This is a genomic window from Vibrio tritonius (assembly GCF_001547935.1).
Classification (GTDB): Bacteria; Pseudomonadota; Gammaproteobacteria; order Enterobacterales; family Vibrionaceae; genus Vibrio; species Vibrio tritonius.
The window spans coordinates 1072791-1098180 of the sequence record NZ_AP014635.1; the positions used below are offsets into that span (position 1 = coordinate 1072791).

The 25390-nt window shown below is 47.1% G+C and carries 7 protein-coding genes; all 7 read left to right on the forward strand.

Annotated elements, in window-relative coordinates:
• The first annotated feature begins 411 nt into the window (after positions 1 to 411).
• Positions 412 to 19932, forward strand: a complete 19521-nt coding sequence (locus tag JCM16456_RS04995) for an Ig-like domain-containing protein (RefSeq protein WP_068712927.1) — start codon at positions 412 to 414, stop codon at positions 19930 to 19932.
• A gap of 73 nt (positions 19933 to 20005) precedes the next feature.
• Entirely contained in the window at positions 20006 to 20362 is a 357-nt protein-coding gene (locus JCM16456_RS05000) for a response regulator (RefSeq protein ID WP_068712929.1), read from the forward strand.
• Positions 20362 to 20973 carry a chemotaxis protein CheX gene (locus tag JCM16456_RS05005; protein ID WP_068712931.1) on the forward strand — a complete coding sequence of 204 codons (612 nt, stop codon included), beginning with the start codon at positions 20362 to 20364 and terminating at the stop codon, positions 20971 to 20973. The genes JCM16456_RS05000 and JCM16456_RS05005 overlap by 1 nt, the downstream gene beginning before the upstream one ends.
• A gap of 7 nt (positions 20974 to 20980) precedes the next feature.
• On the forward strand, positions 20981 to 21889 hold the full coding sequence (locus tag JCM16456_RS05010) for a sensor domain-containing diguanylate cyclase (protein WP_162266525.1): 909 nt from the start codon (positions 20981 to 20983) through the stop codon (positions 21887 to 21889).
• A gap of 697 nt (positions 21890 to 22586) precedes the next feature.
• Complete coding sequence (locus tag JCM16456_RS05015; protein WP_068712937.1) at positions 22587 to 23513, forward strand: LysR family transcriptional regulator; 927 nt, start codon at positions 22587 to 22589, stop codon at positions 23511 to 23513.
• Positions 23514 to 23586: 73 nt separating this feature from the next.
• Positions 23587 to 24198, forward strand: coding sequence for a LysE family translocator (locus tag JCM16456_RS05020; protein WP_068712939.1), 612 nt, complete (start codon positions 23587 to 23589; stop codon positions 24196 to 24198).
• Between the two features lie 208 nt (positions 24199 to 24406).
• Positions 24407 to 25258: an aldo/keto reductase gene (locus tag JCM16456_RS05025; protein ID WP_068712941.1), complete on the forward strand. Its 852-nt coding sequence runs from the start codon at positions 24407 to 24409 to the stop codon at positions 25256 to 25258.
• Positions 25259 to 25390 lie beyond the last annotated feature (132 nt).

The following is a 25390-nucleotide window of genomic DNA, read 5'->3' on the forward strand; positions in this document are numbered from 1 at the left end:
TCGATGTTACTTCCGCTGCATATTGGGTCAAAAAGTACCTACTGCGAGCTGGTGTTTTGCCCAAAAACTTAATGTGTGGACGGTTAAGTGGTACGCATAAAAGTTGTCGAGGCCAGCTCCTATCTATATCTCGTAAAACAGTGCAACTCGATGTTTAGATTGACGTTTATTAAGGTTAGTTGCTAGTTGTGGAAAATGAAAGATAAGCAAACATATTTAAGTCATATTTAATAAGTTAATGCCAATATGGAAATATTAATAATTTGTAATATTTTTATTGGGCCTTATTGGGCACCCCCTTCTATGCTCTGCTATTTTTAAACGTGAGAAATAGTGATCTTAATGAGTTATACAGCGTAAGTTATTTTCGAACAGGCGTTTTGCATCCGTGTAGTCCAGAAGGGATTCCTTATGAAATTGAATCAAACTATTTTAGGCAGCGAACTATCGGACAATCAGCGTATTGCGATTGATGCTGATGGCAATATGTTCGTTATCGAAATAGGCGAAAGCCTTCCTGAAGGAGCGGTTGTACTGACTCCGACAGGTGACATTTCTGATTCTTTAGCGGTTTCTCTCGTAGACGAAAACAGTGCACTAGTCGATATTACATCTGACATTGATGATATTTTTGCAGCTTTGGAACAAGGTATTGATCCGACTTTAATTGACGACGAATTTGCGCCAGCTGCAGGTTCAAATCAAGGTTCATCTCTTACTAATTCCGGTTCCATCGATCGTGACGCCTCAGAAACCATTGCTGTTACTGAGTTTACTACACTAGGCTTTGACAGATTGGGATTGTCAGAATCACAAAGTGTTACGTTGTTTAATACTGTTACCCCTGAGCTGCCAGAAGTTCCTCCCCTTGATGTTCCAGAGACTCCCACTATTGTTCTATCCGGTTTTGGTGATGGACAGATAAGTGCAAATGAAGCCAGTGACACAGAAGTAAGCGGAACGGTTTCTAATATTGAAGATGGTCAATTAGTCACTGTGCTTATTACGGATTCGAATGGTCAATCCCTTACCCTACAAGTTCCGGTGCAAAACGGTACTTTTAGCGGAACTGTTGATCTTACGTCGATGATCGATGGTGAGCTCACGGTGGAAGTCACAGCCTCTAATTCTGATGGACTACAAGCATCAGTTACAGAAAGTGCTGTGTTAGATGCAGACAGTGCCGATTTACCATCGGTGACCATTGATAATGTGGGCGATGGCAATATTAGCTCTGATGAAGCGTCAACGGTTACTCTTAGCGGCAGCGTATCTAATGTTGAAAATGGCCAAACTGTAGAGCTGGTGGTGACCGATAGCAACAACCAAACTGTGACTGTCCAAGGCACGGTGCAAAATGGTGTGTTCAGTGTCGATGCCGATGTCACCGGTCTTGCTGACGGCCCCATTTCTGTCGAGGCTACGGTCTCTGACGTAGCTGGTAACAGCGCTTCCGGCAGCGCAACAGCAATTTTGGATGCAGATAATGTCGATCTCCCAACCGTGTCCGTGGATGCGGTGGGTGATGGCAATATCAGTGCTGATGAAGCGGCTAACGTTACCTTAAGCGGCAGTGTCTCCAATGTCGAAGATGGGCAAACAGTAGAGTTGGTGGTAACGGACAGCAATAACCAATCGGTGACGGTTCAAACTACGGTGCAAAACGGCGTGTTTAGCGTCGATGCCGATTTAACCGGATTGGCAGACGGCACCATTTCAGTTGCAGCGACCGTCTCTGATACTGCAGGCAATAGTGCGACTGACACAGCATCAGCGATCTTAGATGCCGACAATGCCGATCTACCATCTGTATCGGTGGATGCCATCGGTGATGGCAATATCAGCGTCGATGAATCAGTGGCTGTCACGTTAAGCGGCAGTGTTTCTAATGTCGAAGATGGCCAAACGGTTGAGTTAGTGGTTACTGATGGCAACAACCAAACGGTCACGGTTCAAGCGACGGTACAAAATGGTACTTATAGCGTTGATGCCGATCTTTCTGACCTTGCTGATGGCACTATTTCGGTTGTAGCGACGGTTTCTGATACAGCAGGCAATAGTGCGACAGGCTCGGCAACTGCAATCTTAGATGCGGACAACGCTGATCTACCCACCGTCACGGTGGATACGGTCGGCGATGGCAATATCAGCGCCGATGAAGCGACGGCTGTCACTTTAAGTGGTAGCGTTTCGAATGTAGAAGACGGTCAAACCGTTGAGTTGGTGGTCACCGACGGCAATAACCAATCGGTGACGGTTCAAGCGACATTACAAAACGGCGTGTTTAGCGTCGATGCCGATTTAACCGGATTGGCAGATGGCACCATTTCAGTTGCAGCGACCGTCTCTGATACTGCAGGCAATAGTGCGACTGATACAGCAACGGCGATCTTAGATGCCGATAACCTAGATCTACCAACAGTCACTATTGATGCCATCGGTGATGGCAATATTAGCGCTGATGAAGCTCAAGCAGTGACTATCAATGGTAGCGTTTCTAATGTAGAGGATGGTCAAACCGTTTCTTTAGTTGTGACTGATGATAATAATCAGTCGGTCACCTTGCAAACGACCGTGCAAAATGGTGCATTCAGTGTTGATACAGACCTGACGGGGTTTACCGATGGAACGATTTCTGTCGAGGCTACGGTTTCTGATCAAGCCGGTAATAGTGCGGTAGACTCTGAGACGGCTACTCTAGACGCAGATTATTCTGGTTTGCCAACAATAACTATTGAGTCGGTCGGTGATGGTAATATCAGTGCCGATGAAGCATCAGTTGTATCTCTAAGCGGCAACGTGACCAATGTAGAAAGTGGGCAAATAGTTACTTTGATTGTTACCGATAGCAATAATCAATCGGTGACGGTACAAGCCACTATTGAAAATGGCTCTTATGATGTAAATGCGGATCTGACGAATTTAGTTGATGGAAGTATTACAGTTCAAGCTGCAGTGTCGAACCTCGCAGGTAACAGTACTTCCGCCACAGCAACAGCGATCTTGGATGCAGATAACGCGGACTTGCCAACCATCACGGTTGATACCGTAGGCGATGGCAATATCAGTGCTGATGAAGCAACGGCTGTGACCTTAAGTGGCGGTGTTTCTAATGTCGAAGATGGTCAAGTTGTTGAGTTGGTGGTCACTGATGGCAATAACCAATCTGTGACGGTTCTAGCCACGGTGCAAAACGGCGTGTTCAGTGTCGATGCCGATTTAACCGGATTAGCAGACGGCACGATTTCCGTTGCGGCGACCGTGTCTGATGCGGCGGGCAATAGCGCAACGGGCTCAGCCACGGCGACCTTAGATGCAGATAATGCTGATCTGCCAACCGTATCGGTGGATGCGGTCGGCGATGGGAATATCAGCGCCGATGAAGCAACGACTGTGACCTTAAGCGGCAGCGTTTCTAATGTTGAAGACGGCCAAACCGTTGAGTTGGTGGTAACGGACAGCAATAACCAATCGGTGACTGTTCAAGCGACCGTGCAAAACGGTGTGTTCAGTATTGATGCCGATTTAACTGGATTGGCTGACGGTACGATTTCGGTTGAAGCTACTGTCTCTGATGCAGCAGGTAACAGTGCCACTGATACCGCTACTGCAGTTCTTGATGCCGACAATGCCGATCTCCCAACCGTATCTGTGGATGCGGTGGGTGATGGCAATATCAGCGCCGATGAAGCAACCGCTGTCACCTTGAGTGGTAGCGTTTCTAATGTCGAAGATGGTCAAACCGTTGAGTTGGTGGTAACGGACAGCACTAACCAATCGGTCACCGTTCAAGCGCTCGTGCAAAACGGCGTGTTTAGCGTCGATGCCGATTTAACTGGCTTGGCTGATGGCACGATTTCCGTCGAAGCAACCGTGTCTGATGCAGCAGGCAATAGCGCCACTGATACCGCTACTGCAGTTCTTGATGCCGATAACGCTGATCTCCCAACCGTGTCTGTGGATGCGGTCAGCGATGGTAATATCAGTGCTGATGAAGCGGCGGCTGTGACCTTAAGCGGCAGCGTTTCGAATGTTGAAGACGGCCAAACGGTTTCCTTAGTGGTCACTGATGGCAATAACCAATCGGTGACTGTTCAAGCAACCGTACAAAATGGCGTATTCAGTGTTGATGCCGACTTAACCGGTCTAGCAGACGGCACGATTTCAGTTTCAGCGACCGTGTCTGACGTAGCTGGCAATGGTGCCACCGATACGGCAACAGCGATCTTAGATGCCGACAACACCGATCTGCCAACCGTATCGGTGGATGCGGTGGGTGATGGCAATATCAGCGCTGATGAAGCAACGGCTGTGACCTTAAGTGGCGGTGTTTCTAATGTCGAAGATGGTCAAGTTGTTGAGTTGGTGGTCACTGATGGCAATAACCAATCTGTGACGGTTCTAGCCACGGTGCAAAACGGCGTGTTCAGTGTCGATGCCGATTTAACCGGATTGGCAGACGGCACCATTTCAGTTGCAGCGACCGTCTCTGATACTGCAGGCAATAGTGCGACTGACACAGCATCAGCGATCTTAGATGCCGACAATGCCGATCTACCATCTGTATCGGTGGATGCCATCGGTGATGGCAATATCAGCGTCGATGAATCAGTGGCTGTCACGTTAAGCGGCAGTGTTTCTAATGTCGAAGATGGCCAAACGGTTGAGTTAGTGGTTACTGATGGCAACAACCAAACGGTCACGGTTCAAGCGACGGTACAAAATGGTACTTATAGCGTTGATGCCGATCTTTCTGACCTTGCTGATGGCACTATTTCGGTTGTAGCGACGGTTTCTGATACAGCAGGCAATAGTGCGACAGGCTCGGCAACTGCAATCTTAGATGCGGACAACGCTGATCTACCCACCGTCACGGTGGATACGGTCGGCGATGGCAATATCAGCGCCGATGAAGCGACGGCTGTCACTTTAAGTGGTAGCGTTTCGAATGTAGAAGACGGTCAAACCGTTGAGTTGGTGGTCACCGACGGCAATAACCAATCGGTGACTGTTCAAGCGACCGTGCAAAACGGTGTGTTCAGTATTGATGCCGATTTAACTGGATTGGCTGACGGTACGATTTCGGTTGAAGCTACTGTCTCTGATGCAGCAGGTAACAGTGCCACTGATACCGCTACTGCAGTTCTTGATGCCGACAATGCCGATCTCCCAACCGTATCTGTGGATGCGGTGGGTGATGGCAATATCAGCGCCGATGAAGCAACCGCTGTCACCTTGAGTGGTAGCGTTTCTAATGTCGAAGATGGTCAAACCGTTGAGTTGGTGGTAACGGACAGCACTAACCAATCGGTCACCGTTCAAGCGCTCGTGCAAAACGGCGTGTTTAGCGTCGATGCCGATTTAACTGGCTTGGCTGATGGCACGATTTCCGTCGAAGCAACCGTGTCTGATGCAGCAGGCAATAGCGCCACTGATACCGCGACTGCAGTTCTTGATGCCGATAACGCTGATCTCCCAACCGTGTCTGTGGATGCGGTCAGCGATGGTAATATCAGTGCTGATGAAGCGGCGGCTGTGACCTTAAGCGGCAGCGTTTCGAATGTTGAAGACGGCCAAACGGTTTCCTTAGTGGTCACTGATGGCAATAACCAATCGGTGACTGTTCAAGCAACCGTACAAAATGGCGTATTCAGTGTTGATGCCGACTTAACCGGTCTAGCAGACGGCACGATTTCAGTTTCAGCGACCGTGTCTGACGTAGCTGGCAATGGTGCCACCGATACGGCAACAGCGATCTTAGATGCCGACAACACCGATCTGCCAACCGTATCGGTGGATGCGGTGGGTGATGGCAATATCAGCGCCGATGAAGCAACGGCTGTGACCTTAAGCGGTAGCGTCTCGAATGTTGAAAACGGTCAAACCGTTTCCTTAGTAGTGACCGATGGCAATAACCAATCGGTGACTATTCAAGCCACGGTGCAAAACGGCGTGTTTAGCGTCGATGCTGATTTAACTGGATTGGCTGACGGCACGATTTCCGTCGCAGCAACGGTTGCTGACATAGCAGGCAACAGCGCAACTGATACGGCGACAGCGACTTTAGATGCCGACAATGCTGATCTCCCAACCGTGTCTGTGGATGCGGTCGGCGATGGCAATATCAGTGCCGATGAAGCGGCGGCTGTCACTTTAAGTGGTAGTGTCTCCAATGTCGAAGACGGGCAAACAGTAGAGTTGGTGGTTACGGACAGCAATAACCAATCGGTGACGGTTCAAGCGACCGTGCAAAACGGCGTGTTTAGCGTCGATGCCGATTTAACTGGATTGGCGGACGGTACGATTTCCGTTGCAGCGACCGTGTCTGATGCGGCGGGCAATAGCGCAACGGGCTCAGCCACGGCGACCTTAGATGCAGATAATGCTGATCTGCCAACCGTGTCTGTGGATGCGGTGGGTGATGGCAATATCAGCGCCGATGAAGCAACCGCTGTCACCTTAAGCGGCAGCGTCTCGAATGTTGAAGACGGGCAAACAGTAGAGTTGGTGGTTACTGACAGCACTAACCAATTGGTGACGGTTCAAGCGACCGTGCAAAATGGCGAATTTAGTGTTGATGTTGACCTATCTAACCTAGTAGACGGTACGATTTCGGTCGAAGCTACTGTCTCTGATGCGGCCGGTAACAGTGCAACAGGCTCAGCTACGGCGACCTTAGATGCAGACAATGCCGATCTCCCAACCGTATCGGTGGATGCAGTGGGCGATGGTAATATCAGCGCCGATGAAGCAACGGCTGTGACCTTAAGCGGCAGCGTTTCGAATGTTGAAGACGGCCAAACGGTTTCCCTAGTGGTCACTGATGGCAATAACCAATCGGTGACTGTTCAAGCGACCGTACAAAATGGCGTATTCAGTGTTGATGCCGACTTAACCGGTCTAGCAGACGGCACGATTTCAGTTTCAGCGACCGTGTCTGACGTAGCTGGCAATAGCGCAACTGATACAGCAACAGCGACCTTAGATGCAGATAATGCCGATCTGCCAACCGTATCGGTGGATGCGGTGGGTGATGGTAATATCAGCGCCGATGAAGCAACGGCTGTCACCTTAAGCGGCAGCGTCTCAAACGTTGAAAACGGTCAAACCGTTTCTCTAGTAGTGACCGATGGCAATAACCAAACGGTCACCGTGCAAGCGACCGTACAAAACGGTGTGTTCAGTGTTGATGCCGATTTAACCGGGTTGGCTGATGGCACCATTTCCGTTGAAGCGACCGTGTCTGACGTAGCAGGCAATAGCGCAACTGACACAGCCACGGCGACCTTAGATGCAGACAATGCCGATCTGCCAACTGTGTCTGTGGATGCGGTCGGTGATGGCAACATTAGCGCCGATGAAGCAACGGCTGTCACGTTAAGCGGCAGTGTAGCGAATGTCGAAGACGGCCAAACCGTTGAGTTGGTGGTCACCGATGGCAATAACCAAACGGTCACCGTTCAAGCTACGGTGCAAAATAGCGTGTTCAGTGTCGATGCCGATTTAACCGGATTAGCAGACGGCACGATTTCGGTCGAAGCTACGGTTTCTGATGCAGCAGGTAACACTGCTACCGATTCAGCAACGGCGATCTTAGATGCAGACAATGCCGATCTCCCAACCGTGTCTGTGGATGCAGTGGGCGATGGTAATATCAGCGCCGATGAAGCAACCGCTGTCACCTTAAGCGGTAGCGTAACCAATGTCGAAGATGGTCAAACCGTTTCTCTAGTAGTGACCGACGGCAATAACCAGTCGGTGACTATTCAAACTACGGTGCAAAACGGCGTGTTTAGCGTCGATGCTGATTTAACGGGATTGGTTGACGGCACGATTTCGGTTGAAGCAACGGTTGTTGATACAGCAGGTAACAGTGCTACCGATACGGCGACCGCTGTTCTTGATGCCGACAACGCCGATTTGCCAACCGTGTCTGTGGACGCGGTCGGCGATGGTAATATTAGTGCCGATGAAGCAACCGCTGTCACTTTAAGCGGTAGCGTCTCCAATGTTGAAGATGGTCAAATAGTTTCCCTAGTGGTCACCGATGGTAATAACCAATCGGTCACCGTTCAAGCCACGGTCCAAAATGGCGTGTTTAGCGTTGATGCCGATTTAACCGGATTAGCAGACGGCACGATTTCCGTCGAAGCAACCGTGTCTGACATAGCAGGCAATGGTGCTACCGATACAGCAACGGCGACCTTAGATGCGGACAATGTCGATCTCCCAACCGTATCGGTGGATGCGGTCGGCGATGGCAACATCAGCGCCGATGAAGCAACCGCTGTCACTTTAAGCGGTAGCGTCTCGAATGTTGAAGATGGCCAAACCGTTGAGTTGGTGGTTACTGACAGCACTAACCAATCGGTGACTATTCAAGCCACGGTGCAAAACGGCGTGTTTAGCGTCGATGCTGATTTAACTGGATTGGCTGACGGCACGATTTCCGTCGAAGCAACCGTGTCTGACATAGCAGGCAATGGTGCTACCGATACAGCAACGGCGACCTTAGATGCGGACAATGTCGATCTCCCAACCGTATCGGTGGATGCGGTGGGTGATGGTAATATCAGCGCCGATGAAGCGGCGGCTGTCACTTTAAGCGGTAGCGTCTCGAACGTTGAAAACGGTCAAACCGTTGAGTTAGTGGTCACCGATGGTAATAACCTGTCGGTCACTGTCCAAGCGACCGTACAAAACGGCGCGTTCAGCGTTGATGCCGATTTAACTAGCTTGGTGGACGGAACCATTTCGGTCGAAGCTACGGTTTCTGATCCAGCAGGTAACACTGCTACCGATACAGCAACGGCGACCTTAGATGCAGATAATGCTGATCTGCCAACTGTATCGGTGGACGCGGTCGGCGATGGCAATATCAGCGCCGATGAAGCGGCGGCTGTCACCTTAAGCGGCAGTGTTTCCAATGTTGAAGACGGCCAAACCGTTTCCCTAGTGGTCACCGATGGTAATAACCAGTCGGTCACTGTCCAAGCGACAGTGCAAAATGGCGCGTTCAGCGTTGATGCCGATCTATCTAACCTAGCAGACGGCACGATTTCTGTCGAAGCCACTGTCTCTGATGTGGCGGGTAACAGAGCGACAGATACGGAGACAGCTATTCTTGATGCCGACAACGCCGATTTGCCAACCGTATCGGTGGACGCGGTCGGTGATGGCAACATTAGCGCCGATGAAGCAACGGCTGTGACCTTAAGCGGCAGCGTCTCAAACGTTGAAGACGGCCAAACTGTTTCCCTAGTAGTGACTGATGGTAATAACCAATCGGTCACCGTTCAAGCTACGGTGCAAAATGGCGTGTTTAGCGTCGATGCCGATTTAACCGGATTAGCAGATGGCACGATTTCGGTCGAAGCGACGGTTTCTGATGCGGCGGGCAATAGCGCAACGGGCTCAGCCACGGCGACCTTAGATGCCGATAATGCCGATCTGCCAACTGTATCGGTGGATGCAGTCGGTGATGGTAATATCAGCGCCGATGAAGCAACGGTTGTCACGTTAAGCGGCAGTGTCTCCAATGTTGAAGACGGACAAACCGTTTCTCTAGTGGTGACCGATGGCAATAACCAATCGGTCACCGTTCAAGCGCTCGTACAAAACGGCGCGTTTAGCGTTGATGCCGATTTAACTGGATTGGCGGACGGTACGATTTCGGTCGAAGCTACTGTCTCTGATGCAGCAGGTAACAGTGCCACTGATACCGCAATAGCGGTTCTTGATGCAGACAATGCCGATCTACCCACTGTCACTGTGGATGCTGTCGGTGATGGCAATATCAGTGCCGATGAAGCGGCGGCTGTCACGTTAAGCGGCAGTGTAGCGAATGTCGAAGACGGTCAAACCGTTTCCTTAGTAGTCACCGATGGCAATAACCAAACGGTCACCGTTCAAGCTACGGTGCAAAATAGCGTGTTCAGTGTCGATGCCGATTTAACCGGATTAGCAGACGGCACGATTTCGGTCGCAGCGACGGTTTCTGATGCAGCAGGTAACACTGCTACCGATTCAGCAACGGCGATCTTAGATGCAGACAATGCCGATCTCCCAACCGTGTCTGTGGATGCAGTGGGCGATGGTAATATCAGCGCCGATGAAGCAGCTAACGTCACCTTAAGCGGCAGCGTCTCGAATGTTGAAGATGGCCAAACGGTTTCCCTAGTGGTCACTGATGGCAATAACCAATCGGTCACCGTTCAAGCGACTGTGCAAAACGGTACTTACAGTGTCGATGCCGATTTAACTGGATTGGCGGACGGTACGATTTCGGTCGAAGCCACGGTTTCTGATGCAGCAGGTAACACTGCTACCGATACAGCAACGGCGATCTTAGATGCAGACAATGCTGATCTCCCAACCGTTTCTGTGGATACGGTGGGCGATGGCAATATTAGCGCTGATGAAGCTCAGGCTGTCACTTTAAGTGGCAGTGTTTCGAATGTCGAAGATGGCCAAACCGTTTCCTTAGTAGTGACCGATGGCAATAACCAATCGGTCACCGTTCAAGCCACGGTGCAAAACGGTGTGTTTAGCGTCGATGCCGATTTAACTGGCTTGGCTGATGGCACGATTTCCGTCGAAGCAACCGTGTCTGATGCAGCAGGCAATAGTGCCACTGATACCGCTACTGCAGTTCTTGATGCCGATAACGCTGATCTCCCAACCGTGTCTGTGGATGCGGTGGGTGATGGCAATATTAGTGCCGATGAAGCAGCTAACGTCACCTTAAGCGGCAGCGTCTCGAATGTTGAAGATGGCCAAACGGTTTCCCTAGTGGTCACTGATGGCAATAACCAATCGGTCACCGTTCAAGCGACTGTGCAAAACGGTACTTACAGTGTCGATGCCGATTTAACTGGATTGGCGGACGGTACGATTTCGGTCGAAGCCACGGTTTCTGATGCAGCAGGTAACACTGCTACCGATACAGCAACGGCGATCTTAGATGCAGACAATGCTGATCTCCCAACCGTTTCTGTGGATACGGTGGGCGATGGCAATATTAGCGCTGATGAAGCTCAGGCTGTCACTTTAAGTGGCAGTGTTTCGAATGTCGAAGATGGCCAAACCGTTTCCTTAGTAGTGACCGATGGCAATAACCAATCGGTCACCGTTCAAGCCACGGTGCAAAACGGTGTGTTCAGTGTTGATGCCGACTTAACCGGTCTAGCAGACGGTACGATTTCGGTCGAAGCCACTGTTTCTGATGCGGCCGGTAACAGCGCAACAGGCTCAGCAACAGCGACCTTAGATGCAGATAATGCCGATCTGCCAACCGTATCTGTTGATGCGGTCGGTGATGGCAATATTAGTGCTGATGAAGCAACCGCTGTCACCTTAAGTGGTAGTGCTTCAAACGTTGAAGATGGCCAAACAGTAGAGTTGGTGGTGACCGATGGCACTAACCAAACCGTGACTGTTCAAGCCTCGGTGCAAAATGGCGCGTTCAGTGTTGATGCCGATCTATCTAACCTTGCTGATGGTGCCATTTCGGTCGAAGCCACTGTGTCTGATGCAGCAGGTAACAGTGCCACTGATACGGCGACAGCGATTCTTGATGCGGATAATGCCGATCTTCCAACCGTGTCTGTGGATGCGGTGGGTGATGGCAATATCAGCGCTGATGAAGCAACGGCTGTCACCTTAAGCGGCAGTGTCTCCAATGTCGAAGATGGTCAAACCGTTGAGTTAGTGGTAACGGACAGCAATAACCAATCGGTCACTGTTCAAACTACGGTGCAAAACGGCGCGTTCAGTGTTAATGCTGATTTAACTGGATTGGCTGACGGCACGATTTCCGTCGAAGCAACGGTTGCTGACATAGCAGGCAACAGCGCAACTGATACGGCGACAGCGACTTTAGATGCCGACAATGCTGATCTGCCAACCGTATCTGTTGATGCGGTCGGTGATGGCAATATCAGTGCCGATGAAGCAACGGCTGTCACCTTAAGCGGCAGTGTTTCCAATGTTGAAGACGGCCAAACCGTTGAGTTGGTGGTAACGGACAGCAATAACCAATCGGTGACGGTTCAAGCGACCGTGCAAAACGGCGCATTCAGTGTTGATGCTGATCTAACCGGGTTGGCTGATGGCACGATTTCGGTCGAAGCCACGGTTTCTGATACAGCAGGTAACAGTGCTAGCGATACGGCGACCGCTGTTCTTGATGCCGACAATGCCGATCTGCCAACTGTGTCTGTGGATGCAGTCGGTGATGGCAATATTAGTGCTGATGAAGCAACGGCAGTCACCTTAAGCGGCAGCGTCTCGAACGTCGAAGATGGTCAAACCGTTTCCCTAGTGGTCACCGGTGGCAATAACCAATCGGTCACCGTTCAAGCCACGGTCCAAAATGGCGTGTTTAGCGTTGATGCCGATCTTTCTAACCTTGCTGATGGCACGATTTCCGTCGCAGCAACCGTGTCTGACGTAGCAGGCAACAGTGCGACTGATACGGCGACAGCGATTCTTGATGCGGATAATACCGATCTCCCAACCGTATCAGTGGATGCGGTCGGTGATGGCAATATTAGTGCTGATGAAGCAACCGCTGTCACCTTAAGCGGCAGCGTCTCAAACGTTGAAAACGGCCAAACCGTTTCCCTAGTGGTCACCGATGGCACTAACCAAACCGTGACGGTTCAAGCGCTCGTGCAAAACGGCGTGTTCAGTGTCGATGCTGATCTTTCTAACCTTGCTGATGGCACGATTTCAGTCGCAGCAACGGTTTCTGATGCGGCAGGCAACAGCGCAACTGACACAGCCACGGCGACCTTAGATGCCGATAATGCCGATCTGCCAACCGTGTCTGTGGATGCAGTGGGCGATGGTAATATCAGTGCTGATGAAGCAACCGCTGTCACTTTAAGTGGTAGCGTTTCGAATGTTGAAGATGGCCAAACCGTTTCCCTAGTGGTCACCGATGGTAATAACCAATCGGTGACGGTTCAAGCCACGGTACAAAACGGTACTTACAGTGTTGATGCCGATCTTTCTAACCTTGCTGATGGCACGATTTCTGTTGAGGCAACGGTTTCTGATGCGGCCGGTAACAGCGCAACTGACACAGCAACGGCGACCTTGGACGCCGACAATGCCGATCTACCAACCGTATCGGTGGAAGCGGTCGGCGATAGCAATATCAGTGCCGATGAAGCAACGGCTGTCACCTTAAGCGGCAGCGTTTCGAATGTTGAAGACGGCCAAACGGTTTCCCTAGTGGTCACTGATGGCAATAACCAAATGGTCACTGTTCAAGCGACCGTGCAAAATGGCGTGTTTAGCGTCGATGCCGATTTAACCGGATTAGCAGACGGCACGATTTCCGTTGCAGCGACCGTGTCTGATGCGGCGGGCAATAGCGCAACGGGCTCAGCCACGGCGACCTTAGATGCAGATAATGCTGATCTGCCAACCGTATCGGTGGATGCGGTCGGCGATGGGAATATTAGTGCTGATGAAGCAACGGCTGTCACCTTAAGTGGTAGTGCTTCAAACGTTGAAGATGGCCAAACCATTTCCCTAGTAGTCACCGATGGTAATAACCAATCGGTGACTATTCAAACTACGGTGCAAAATGGCGTGTTCAGTGTTGATGCCGACTTAACCGGTCTAGCAGACGGCACGATTTCCGTTGAAGCCACTGTGTCTGATGCGGCGGGTAATAGTGCAACAGGCTCAGCTACGGCGACCTTAGATGCAGATAATGCCGATCTGCCAACCGTGTCTGTGGATGCAGTGGGTGATGGCAATATCAGCTCCGATGAAGCAACGGCTGTTACGTTAAGCGGCAGCGTCTCCAATGTTGAAAACGGTCAAACCGTTTCCCTAGTGGTCACCGATGGCAATAACCAATCGGTGACGGTTCAAGCGACCGTGCAAAATGGCGCGTTCAGTGTTAATGCTGACTTAACTGGATTGGATGATGGCACGATTTCCGTCGAAGCAACCGTGTCTGACGTAGCAGGCAACAGTGCGACTGATACGGCGACAGCGGTTCTTGATGCCGACAATGCGGATCTGCCAACTGTGTCTGTGGATGCAGTGGGCGATGGCAATATTAGTGCTGATGAAGCAACGGCTGTCACTTTAAGTGGTAGTGTCTCGAACGTTGAAGATGGGCAAACAGTAGAGTTGGTGGTCACTGACGGCAATAACCAATCGGTGACGGTTCAAGCGACCGTGCAAAATGGTGTGTTCAGTGTTGATGCTGATCTAACCGGATTAGCAGACGGCACGATTTCCGTCGCAGCAACCGTGTCTGACGTAGCAGGCAACAGTGCGACTGATACGGCGACAGCGATTCTTGATGCGGATAATACCGATCTCCCAACCGTATCAGTGGATGCGGTCGGTGATGGCAATATTAGTGCTGATGAAGCAACGGCAGTCACCTTAAGCGGCAGCGTCTCGAACGTCGAAGATGGTCAAACCGTTTCCCTAGTGGTCACCGATGGCAATAACCAATCGGTCACCGTTCAAGCCACGGTCCAAAATGGCGTGTTTAGCGTTGATGCCGATCTTTCTAACCTTGCTGATGGCACGATTTCGGTCGAAGCCACTGTCTCTGATACAGCAGGTAACAGTGCGACTGATACGGCGACCGCTGTTCTTGATGCCGATAATGCCGATCTGCCAACTGTATCGGTGGATGCGGTCGGCGATGGCAATATCAGCGCCGATGAAGCAACCGCTGTCACTTTAAGTGGTAGCGTTTCGAATGTAGAAGACGGTCAAACCGTTGAGTTGGTGGTCACCGACGGCAATAACCAATCGGTGACGGTTCAAGCGACATTACAAAACGGCGTGTTTAGCGTCGATGCCGATTTAACCGGATTGGCAGATGGCACCATTTCAGTTGCAGCGACCGTGTCTGACGTAGCTGGCAATGGTGCCACCGATACGGCAACAGCGATCTTAGATGCCGACAACACCGATCTGCCAACCGTGTCTGTGGATGCAGTGGGCGATGGTAATATCAGCGCCGATGAAGCAACCGCTGTCACCTTAAGCGGCAGCGTTTCTAATGTTGAAGACGGCCAAACCGTTTCCCTAGTAGTGACTGATGGCAATAACCAATCGGTCACTGTTCAAGCCACGGTACAAAACGGTGCTTATAGCGTTGATGCCGACCTATCTAACCTTGCTGATGGCACCATTTCCGTCGCAGCAACGGTTTCTGATGTAGCTGGCAATAGCGCAACTGATACAGCAACAGCGACCTTAGATGCAGACAATGCTGATCTGCCAACCGTGTCTGTGGATGCGGTCGGCGATGGCAATATTAGCGCTGATGAAGCTCAGGCTGTCACTTTAAGTGGCAGTGTTTCGAATGTTGAAGACGGCCAAACGGTTTCCCTAGTAGTAACCGACAGCAATAATCAATCGGTCACCGTTCAAGCCACGGTACAAAACGGTGCTTATAGCGTTGATGCCGACCTATCTAACCTAGCAGACGGCACCATTTCGGTCGAAGCGACTGTAGCTGATGCGGCGGGTAACAGTGCGACTGACACAGCAACGGCGATCTTAGATGCCGATAATGCCGATCTCCCAACCGTGTCGGTGGATGCGGTCGGTGATGGCAATATCAGCGCCGATGAAGCGGCGGCTGTCACCTTAAGCGGTAGCGTAACCAATGTTGAAGATGGTCAAACCGTTTCCCTAGTGGTCACGGATAGCAATAACCAATCAGTGACTGTCCAAGCGACCGTACAAAATGGCGTATTCAGTGTTGATGCCGACCTATCTAACCTTGCCGATGGCACGATTTCGGTCGAAGCGACTGTAGCTGATGCGGCGGGTAACAGTGCGACTGACACAGCAACGGCGATCTTGGATGCTGATAATGCCGATCTGCCAACCGTGTCTGTGGATGCGGTCGGCGATGGCAATATCAGCGCCGATGAAGCAACGGCTGTGACCTTAAGCGGCAGTGTTTCCAATGTTGAAAATGGCCAAACGGTTTCCCTAGTAGTAACCGACAGCAATAATCAATCGGTCACCGTTCAAGCCACGGTGCAAAACGGCGTGTTCAGTGTTGATGCCGATCTTTCTAACCTTACCGATGGAACGATTTCTGTCGCAGCAACCGTCTTTGACGTAGCTGGCAATAGTGCGACTGGTAACAAAGTTGCGGTGTTAGACACGGTTGCTACAGCGTCCATTACCATCGATAGTATTGCTGAAGATAATATTTTGTTGGCCGATGAGATTACCGGCACAGTGACAGTGACTGGTCGTGTAGAAGGGGATGCTAAGGTCGGTGATACAGTCACCTTAACTGTGAACGGTCAGAATTATCAAGGTTCTGTCATTAGCGATAATGTTACAGGTCTAATTTACAATATTGATGTGCCTGGAAGTGAATTATCTCAAGATAGCGATTTTGTTATTCAAGCGAATATTACAGGGGTTGACGATGCTGGAAACCAATACTCAGCTACAACGAGTCAAAATGGTGAATATCTGTTAGGTCCCCTGGCTGCAGATGATGTAGCGAGCCCGATTCAACATTTCACAGGTCGATATTTTGCCTACAATGAAACGACAGGTAGCTTAGGGGGAATAGATACAGTTGCTGATGCCTTACAAGTTATTAATACCCAATCAGCTAATGTGACGTTTAATTCCACTTCGATAGATTATTCACTCACATCTGGCACGGAAGGTATTACTTCAACGGCTCAACTGGAAAGCTTTTTAGGTGCAGATTCAACGAGTATTGTTGGGGCAATTCCAGAGGGAACGACTGATGCCGTAATTTCTCTCTCGGGTGCGGTTTACCTCAGCGCTGGTGACTACGCGCTGCAAGTTAGTGCAGATGATGGCTATTACATCTTAGTTGACGGCCAAATTGTCGCGCAACATGAGGGCAATGATTCCAGCAGTACTCAGGTTCACCCGACATTTAGCTTAGATAGTGATGGTTACCATAGTGTTGAAATCGCTTATTGGGATCAGGGAAACCAAGCGATACTAGAGGTGGAATTAGGGCGTTATGAAAACGGCACTTTAGTCGGAGAGTTTGCTCAGCTGTTAGATGCGCCAATTCTTTCTGACGAGTTAACAACCACACAAGATAGCAGTTTGAATATCGCTGCGAGTACATTATTAGCTAACGATAATGACTTTGACGGTTCATTAGTGTCGATTACCGCAGTCGGAAATCCATCTTCTGGCTCTGTCACTTTAAACAACGATGGGTCTATTTCGTACACACCTGCACAAGGTTTTAGTGGAGATGCTACGTTCACTTATACTGTCGTTGATAATGATGGCCTATCTGATCAAGCAACAGTAACAATTCATGTCGCACCTTTATCTGATGCGGTTACCGTTGAGGCTAATCTGACAAGTTCAGGAAGTTATGTTGATAACATCATTAACGCAGTAACGTCTGATGAATTCGGGGTCTCATTTAGTTTAGAGCTAGACGCCAATGTGTCGTTATCAGGCAGTCTGCTTGATACACTGCTTGGTGTATCGGTATCTGCAAGCTTGCTGAAGTTTAATGATGGAAGCGGTAGTGATTTCTTCTTAGCAACGGATTTAAATAGTAGTTTGGCAATTACTGGCGATGGTAATTCAGATATCGCAGTGCTACCAGCTTCACTATCGGACTTTCAATTCATTCCTGCAGGGCTTAATACGCTAGCATTGACTGCTGATTTCAGCCTTTATCATGAGGCTACAGGCAACTACTACGACTTTTATGGCGTTGATAGTCTTATCTTGAATGACGGGAAATTCAGCTTAGTTGACGGCAGTTTGGTGCGTGTTACGGAATTCTACGAACTTGATATTTCAGCTTCTCAACTAGACAACGATGGCAGTGAAGCCTTTGTAGATATCATTGTATCTAACGTGCCTAGTGGGAGTACTATTGCGGGAGCGGAAGACCTCGGGGATGGCCGTTGGCGCCTGGATGCCGAATTACTTTCCCAAACAGGACAAACAACCGTTAAGGTTGAGGTCCCAGCTGGTTCGAAACCAAACCTGACAGTCACCGTCGGTTCCCAAGAAGTAGACGAAGCAGGTAATGCTCTAGATTTACCGAATTACTCATCGGCCGACACTGGTCGGGTGGTGCTGCCGGAGTCTGACCAAAACGGTAACAATAGTGTAACTGGTGGTAGTGGTAACGATATTATCATGGGCGATGTTGGGGGATACACTACGCATGTTCAACCAGGTAGCAACTACAACATTGCTTTAATTGTTGATACCTCTGGAAGTATGAACTCGACTCTTGTTGATGTAGATGGTAGTAGCATCACGCGTTTAGATCTGGTGAAAAATGCGTTGACTGATCTCTCTGCCGAATTGGCTGACCATGACGGCATTGTCAATCTTAAGCTCATTAGTTTTGACAATTTAATTGAAGTTTCTTTTGCCGTTGATGATTTAACCGCTGGTACACAGGGTTACACTGATCTTTTGGCTAACATCAATGATCAACTCATCGCCGAAGGGGCTACAGACTTTTCTGTGGCTTTTGAGGATGCCAATTCGTGGTTCGATAGTTTGAGTAACGGTTATGAAAACCTGACCTATTTTATTACTGATGGTGAAACAGGTACGTATACACTCAAAGATTCACTCTCAAAATTTGCCGAGTTGAGTACGAAATCGTCCGTTGTCGCTGTGGGCGTCGGTGCCGATGTGTCGGTGGATGCACTCGCATTTTTTGATAACACTTCCTACCAAGGTGATCAGTCCATTGTTGTTACTGAAAAACTCATCGATTTTAGCGTGGATGCGGAAGGTGGGTATATTCAATATGATTCCTCAAGCTCTGCGCAAATTACTAATCAAGGCACGTTAAAACTCAGTGATAGCGATCTGCTGTTTGATAATAACGTGATTTACTATCAATCCAATAGTCAGAATATAGCGGTTAATGGGGCATCAATTAGCTTTGATGTTAGCGTTGTAAACGGAACGTTTGGTTGGGGCCTTTACAATGCAAGTAATCAGTTAGTCTCATCTGGCTCGTCTTCCACCGGTGGTACTGTGACGATTCCTAATATAGATGCCGGAGACTATTACCTAGGGATTAGTTTTGATGCAAACTTTACCACTTCTTTACTGGTGGATAGTTATGTAGAAGTTCAGGACATTGAGCTCACAACAACCATTAATGCACCAACAGGTAGTGCGCAAATTGTAACAACCAGCGTCGGAATTGAAGCAGCTTTGCAAGGGGAAACCAGTGTTACAGAAGTCGATAGTATGGGAGATGACACTGTTTCCGGCGGTGCAGGTGCTGATATTTTGTATGGTGACAGCATTAACACCGATAATCTGCCTTGGGGAGTCGATGGTAATCCGGATAAACCGAGTGATCTCGAAAGTGGCGCGGGGTACTCCGCGTTAGTGACTTTCTTAGAGCTTAAAAATGGATATGAACCATCGGAAAGAGAAATATATGACTACATTAGCGAAAATCATGAATCACTAAATGTTGACGGTGATGTAAACGGCGGTAACGATACCATTGATGGTGGTGATGGTGACGATATCTTATATGGCCAAGGAGGAGACGATATACTTATTGGTGGTGCCGGCAACGACATTTTAACAGGGGGAGAAGGAAACGACCTATTCGTTTTCGATCACATTGCAGATGAAGTCGATATCATCACAGATTTCCATTTGGGAGATAAGATCGATATGTCTGATCTACTTCAAAATGATGAGTTTAGCTCACTAGATGACTTGTTGAGCCACATTGATCTTAATGTTAATGGCACTGAAATTGAATTAACAGTGAGCAATGATGAACATTCTCAATCGGTAGTGTTAAATGGTGGAGCCACGGAGTTTAGCCAGTATATTTCTAACGGGTTAATATCTGGAGATAATGTTACTAACTTATTGAATGAAATAATTAAAACGGATCCTATGTGATACTTTATTTTTCAAAAATCACGATGCTAATGAAAATCAACTACACTTTATCACCAGATAGGAGAATTTTATTATGAGTCTGAATATTCTAATTGTGGATGATAGTAAAGTATCAAGAATGATGACCAAAAGAACAGTGTTAGGTGTTAGGGAAGATTGTACTTTTATCGAGGGCGAAAATGGGCAAGAAGCGACAGAGCTTTTTACTCAAGAAAGTATCGATCTGGTTATTATGGATGTAAACATGCCAGTGATGGATGGCTTTGAAGCAACCTCAATCATAAGGGAAATTGCACCTAATATTCCGGTTATGATTTTAAGTGCCAATATCCAATCTTCTAGTAGAGAGAAAGCTGAGTCTTTAGGCGCTAGTTTTTATAAGAAACCAATAACCAATGATAGTGTTATTCAAATGTTGGAGGGTTTATAGTGACTAAGAACAAAGTGACATTTGATGCACTAGAATTAGATGCCTTAGCGGAGCTGTTCAACATCAGTGTGGGGTATGCAGCTTCAACATTAAGCGATTTAACTGATGAAGATGTTGTCTTGAGTGTGCCTTTTGTAAATTTGAGCTCTGTTGATAGGCTTCACAAGCTACTCTCCTTTGAGCGTGGAAAATTAACGGCCATTTCACAAAACTTCGATGGGAAACTTAATGGTCTGGCTTTTCTTATTTTTCCAGAGAATAATGCATTCGATGTTATCAAATTGATGCTTAAAACGGATTTTAGTTCAGAGGAAATATCTGAGTTTGAACAGGATGCGCTAAACGAAATTGGAAATATCATTCTTAATACGTGTTTTTCAACACTTGCGGATCTTTTAAAAATTAATTTTGAGTGTGGTTTGCCAACGTTGAGCCTATTGACCGCTGAAGATCTATCTAAACCTAACAATCCCGACCAAGATGTATTATTGATTCAAATAAAAATGTCATTAGAAGATTATGATATAGAGAGTTTTGTTGTTTTTATCATCAGTGTTGATTCTACGATGAACTTGAAGATTGCTTTGGATGATTTTATTGAAAATATGTGAGAGTTTTATGATTTTGGATGATATTTTAGATGGACTAGATACGGGAGTTATGGTCGTCGATAAAAATCTAAGTTTAGTCTATGTTAATCAGTGGATAAAAAAGAGGACAGAAAGAGAGGAGTATAGTAATCTTTATGAACTCTTTCCTAAAGAGCTTTTAAGTAAAAGATTAAATGATGCTATAAATACCTGTTTGACTCATAACCTTCCTTCTGTGATTACTCCAATATTAAATAAATATCCGATCCCTTTAGTAAAGTTAAGTAACGAATCCAAAGTTAAAATCATTCCTTATATAAAAATAACGCCTTTTTATCAAGAAGATGAAAGTTACTGTATGTTGCAAATTTCAGACGTAACATCTGTAATGGTGAGAGAAGAGTTTTTTTCTAGTAAATCAAAGAAACTATCTAAGATCGCCTTAACCGATGAATTAACCAATATTCCTAATAGACGCTATTTTAATAAGCATTTAACCGAGCTTTTTGAAAAATCAAGCGATAAGATATCTAAGATAACACTACTTTTTATCGATGTTGATTTCTTTAAAAAATACAATGACTTATATGGTCACCAAAAGGGTGATGAGTGCTTAATAAAAATATCAGGTATTATTAGTCATACGGTAAAAAGAGCAAATTGCAAAGCCTTTCGATATGGAGGAGAAGAGTTCTGTATCATTGCGCACAATCTAGATGAGTGCAATATAGAAAATCTAACAGAAGCGATTATAGACAATATTTCTAAGTCGAATATAAAGCACGATGATAGTGTATATAAAAAGCTTACGGTAAGTATCGGAGTTTCGTCCTATGTCTCTGGCAGTGAACAAACTCAAGCTAGCCTGATCTCGAAAGCGGACAGCGCCTTATATCACTCTAAAGATAAGGGTAGGAATACTTTTACCATCTTATAACTCATTTTATTATTTTTCCTTCATTTTAATGTCTCTAATGATAATGAAAAAAGCCCACTCATGGTGGGCAAAATGGAGTAATGCTATCAGGTCTTTTGATAAAATAGCTACCCTCCCCAGTGCAGCTACTTTATCAGTATAGTGTATATTTTTTATTTGTATAAAATTTTAAAGAAAATTTATACAGTTAGGATAGACCATCTACTTTACCCATGTGATCAATAATATCGTGTGGGACGAAATAAATACTTAAACTATCCGTTCGATATTTTTTGTTATGCTTTGCCACATGCTGACAGGGTTTGAATACATAGGGAAGTGTCCACAGGACGGTATTTTTGCCAACATTACCCCTTGGTTTTCAATATAGGGCAGGTAAGACAAGTGCTGGTTTTGCTCACCATACATAAACATCTTAGGGCAGGGCAGGTTGAGAAATTTTGTCATTAACTCACCATATCGCCTTCTCGTGTTATTGCTGAGACGTTGAGGTGAACACCTTCGATTAAAAAAGGGAAACGACGGCTAGTAAATAAGTCCATATAAAATTCGTATCTGTGATTGATAATGGCAATATACTGTCTTTTACTGATAGTTAAATTATGTTATTCGTATCTCTGTGATATGAAAATAGAATTAGTGGTCTAGCTAGGCTCGTTTTAACGTATGCTTTCAGTTGTGCCTTTAAGGACTTATCATGAGTAAGATCGATTATAGATTAATCAAGCAGCTTTATCTTTTTCTAGCGGTTGCAGAAGAGGAGCATTTTGGTCGTGCGGCAAAGCGCCTTGGTATGTCTCAGCCTCCTTTAACTGAGCAAATAAAAATATTAGAGCAGTCCCTAAAGCTGACATTATTTGAGCGTTCGCGACGAGGAACCAAACTGAGCGCGTCGGGAAAGGCTATATTCCCGCACGTTCAAAAGTTTGTGGCCCATATGTCCTCGTTGGAAAAAATGGTCCGCGAGGTCTCCCATGGGCAATCTGGGGTGCTTCATATAGGTGCCATTACCTCCGCGATGTTTGAGGTTGTGCCTGCCTTTCTCGAACACTTCAAACAGCAGTTTCCCAATGTCACTATTTTTGTCGATGAGATTGATAGCGCTGAGGCGATTACGTCGTTATCGTCCGGCGAATTGGATCTGGCGTTTGTGAGAGTGGAAGGTGATATTGGCATGGGATTAAGTTCTCTTCCCTTAACCGAAGATAAGCTCGGTGTTGCGTTACCAGCCAATCATGCCTTAGGAGAAGTCAGCTCTATTTCTCTTCGTGAATTAAAAAACGACGCCTTTGTTATGTCGTCACGTCGGGTCAATCCCACCTATTTTGACTTGTTGACTTCCGCATGTCGAAATCACGGTTTCAACCCTCGCATTCTTTATGAAGTGCGCTCTATCACCGCTCAAATTGCCTATGTGAGTTGTGGTCAAGGCGTAGCTTTAGTTCCTATGAGCATGGTTAATGTAATACCGAATAATGTCAAAATCGTACCCCTTGAAGAGGCCATATCTATTGTAACGGCGGCGTTGGTATGGGATTCTGAGCGCACTCATCCATTGGTTGAGTATGGTGTTAAGTGGTTGAAAGAGCATGTCGCTGATAATAAAACCGTATCAATCTGTTAGTTAAATAGTATTTTTTTCCAATTTCAGAACGATTGACAATAGAGCCTACTTCTTTTTTCTATTGAGCGTCATTTTGGAAACCTATTTCAGCTTTGCTGCTATCGCATTAGCAGTGGTGTACATGCCAGGCCCTGGCACCTTAAAATCGATCACAAATGCCATTAATTTTGGTTTAAGAGGGTCAATCGTTGGTATATCCGGTTTAACATTGGGCGTATGTGCCGTGGCGGTTTTTTCCGCTACCAGTTTAGGTATTTTGCTAGTATCTTCTCCAAAGGCTTTTAACATTGTCTCTTACTGTGGTGCAGCGTATTTATTGTATTTAGGGATAAAATTGTGGTTTACACGCCGTCAAGATCAGGCAATATCGGTTGAATTGACATTCAAAAAGCGGCGAGTATTTGGCGAAGGTATCTTGCTGCAATTTAGCAATCCCAATGCCATTTTATTTTTCTTTTCTATTTTCCCTCATTTTATTAAACCAGAAGAAAACTATGTTATGCAGTTTTCAGTCTTGGTTGGCATTTTTAGTTTGGCGTTTATTTGTGCCCATTCGACTTATGCGTTCTTGGCCTATAAGGCAAAAAATCTCTTTTTGGGTCATCACCGCCATTGGTTGGATAAGATCAATGCCATCTTGTTTGTCCTTTTGGCGATTTACTTAGCTTGGAGTACGTCTGTATAAGTAACTTGGGCGTTTCACTTTGCAATTTTTATCGGCGATTCATGTCATTTGTAAGTTTGTCTACTGGGATTAAGAAATAAAATAGATAAGTGCTTGCGGAAATTGCTAGCTAATCAACGAGAATGAATCTGGTTATAGTGATGTCAATTTAACCACCTTTGCTAGCGAATAGTGAGGTGGATGTTTGCGAATTGACCAAGGATTTATTATGACCAGTATCAAGTTGAACAATGGTGTCGATATGCCAATGTTAGGTTTCGGCGTTTATCAGGTAACAGACCCACAAGAGTGTGAGCGTGTTGTCGCCGATGCGATTGACGTTGGTTACCGTCATATTGATACCGCGGCTTCTTATCAAAATGAAACTCAGGTGGGTAACGCCATTAAACATGTTGGGATCAAGCGTGAAGATCTGTTTGTAACTACGAAACTGTGGCTACAGGATACAAATTATGCCGGCGCAAAAGCGCAATTTGAACGTTCCTTAAATCGCTTACAAATGGACTACGTGGATCTGTATTTAATTCACCAACCTTATGGTGATGTTCACGGTGCATGGCGTGCTATGGAAGAGTTGTACGAAGCTGGTAAAATTCGTGCAATTGGCGTGAGTAATTTTACTCCCGATCGCCTTGCTGATCTCATCGCATTCAACACGATTATTCCTGCCGTAAACCAAGTCGAAGTAAACCCGTTTAATCAACAGCTTCATGCTGTACCTTGGATGAAAACCAAAGGGATTCAGCCAGAGGCTTGGGCGCCCTTTGCCGAAGGGCGAAATAATCTATTTTCTCACCCGGTATTGGCTCAAATTGGTGCCAAATATGGCAAGTCGATTGGTCAGGTTGTTCTGCGTTGGATTCTGCACAGAGACATCGTTGTGTTAGCGAAAACAGTGAGCAAAGAACGCATGCGAGAAAACCTCGCTGTCATGGATTTTGAACTAAGCAGTGATGACATCGACCTAATTGCTGCCCTTGATACCAATACCAGTGCATTCTTCTCACATCGAGATCCTACCATGGTTGAGTGGTTAACCGGCCGTAAACTCAACGTTTGATTTTTCTTAGCCGAGGCACGCTCTAAGTGCCTCGGTTTTTTTATCTATTCGGGGTTTATCGAGTATGTAAGATTATAAATTTTATGACGAAAGCGTAAGAGCTAGGTAAACGTTAAAAACATTTATTAGGGA